The sequence below is a fragment of the Micromonospora sp. M51 genome, from assembly GCF_018070305.1.
GTDB lineage: Bacteria > Actinomycetota > Actinomycetes > Mycobacteriales > Micromonosporaceae > Micromonospora > Micromonospora parva.
On record NZ_JAGPXZ010001051.1, the window covers coordinates 1 to 1,618 of the forward strand.

Genomic DNA, 1,618 nt, shown 5'->3' on the forward strand with positions numbered 1-1,618 from the left:
GTACCACCGGGCGGCCCGCCTCGTGGGCCGGCGTTGGTCACGGAGATCCCGGAGGTCTGCATGCACGCGGTGGCGGCCGGTTGGCATGGCGACGCGGTCCGCGCTGACTGGTTGTCGGCGCGACCCTCGTCACGGTCGACCTCGTCTGCCCGGGGGGTCGACGCGAGAGCGACGTCTCGCCAGAATGGTCCGGTGACGCCGCGACCGGCGCCCGGGCGCCATCAGGCGACGTCAACCGAGGCCAGCCACTCCGACCAGTTGATCCGTCAGCTCTACGCCGAGCACGCCGGCCCGTTGCTGATGTTCGTCATGCGCCTGACCGGGGGGGACCGGCAGCGCGCGGAGGACATCGTCCAGGAGACGCTGCTGCGGGCCTGGCGCAACGCGCACCGCCTGGGCACGCAGGGGCAGGGTTCGTTGCGGCCGTGGTTGGTCACTGTGGCCCGCCGCATCGCCATCGACGAGCACCGCAGCCAGGAGGCCCGGCCGCCGGAGACGTACGACCGGGACCTCACCGCCTTCGCCGAGGCGGACAGCACGGACCGGGTGCTGCGCACCATGACGGTGGCGGACGCGCTGCGTACGCTCAGTCAGTCGCACCGGGAGATTCTGATCTCGACGTACTTCCGGGGGCGGACGGTGCCGGAGGCGGCCGAGGAGTTGGGCCTGCCGCTGGGCACCGCCAAGTCGAGGGTCTACTACGCGCTGCGCGCGCTGCGCACGGCTCTGCAGGAGCGGGGGGTGACAGAATGAGCCGGCCGGACCACATGGACGTCGCGGCGTACGCGCTCGGTGTGCTCGACGAGCAGGACACTGAGCGGTTCGAGGAGCATCTCGCCACCTGCTGGGCGTGCGCGGCCGAGTTGGAGACGATGGTGCCGGTGGTCGGGCTGCTCTCCGACATCGACGGCGAGACGATGATGGCGCTGGAGCAGACGGCGACGGATCCGGCCCTGCTGGACCGGACGCTCGGCGCGGTCCGGGCGGATCGGCGGCGTACCCGGTTTCGTCAGATGCTCGCGACGGCCGCCGCGGTGGTGGTCTTCGGCGGTCTGACCGGGTACGGCTTCGTCAGTGTGACGGGCAACGAGCAGCCGCCGGGGGTGCTCGCCGAGTCGACGCCGAGCGCGCCCAACGATCCGCCGACGAGCGTGCCGACGGCCGCGCCGAGCGGCCCGGGTGTGGGTGGCACCGAGGTGGAGGGTGACCAGGTCGAGGCGACCGACCCGACCACCGGTGTGCAGACCACCATGTTCCTGGTGACCAAGGACTACGGCACCCGGATCAATTTCAGCTTGCGGAAACTGCCCGGCCCGCGCGTCTGCCGTCTGGTGGTGGTGCGCAAGAACGGCAGCACCGAGGTCATCTCGAGCTGGTCGGTGCCGGATGGTGGCTACGGCACCAACACCCGGCCGCAGGGTCTTGAGCTGAGTGCCTCGACGTCGGCTCTGCCGGCGGATATCAAGCAGCTCCAGGTGCAGTCGGTGAATGCCAACGGTGTGGCGAGTCCGCTGGTCACCGTATCCTTGTAGGCGCGCCTGCCGCATCGGCGCCGGTCATTTCCACACTGACCGGCGCCGATCTGTCGTTGCGGGAGGCATCCCCTGCGGGGGCGTAC

At 70.8% G+C, this 1,618-nt stretch carries 2 protein-coding genes; both read left to right on the forward strand.

Going from position 1 to position 1,618, the window contains the following annotated elements; genetic code table 11:
- Positions 1–60: 60 nt before the first annotated feature.
- Complete coding sequence (locus KBX53_RS32345; RefSeq protein WP_030336181.1) at positions 61–753, forward strand: sigma-70 family RNA polymerase sigma factor; 693 nt, start codon at positions 61–63, stop codon at positions 751–753.
- The gene (locus KBX53_RS32350) at positions 750–1,532 is read left to right on the forward strand and encodes an anti-sigma factor (RefSeq protein WP_030336184.1); all 783 of its coding nucleotides are present in this window, start codon (positions 750–752) and stop codon (positions 1,530–1,532) included. The genes KBX53_RS32345 and KBX53_RS32350 overlap by 4 nt, the downstream gene beginning before the upstream one ends.
- Positions 1,533–1,618: the final 86 nt, after the last annotated feature.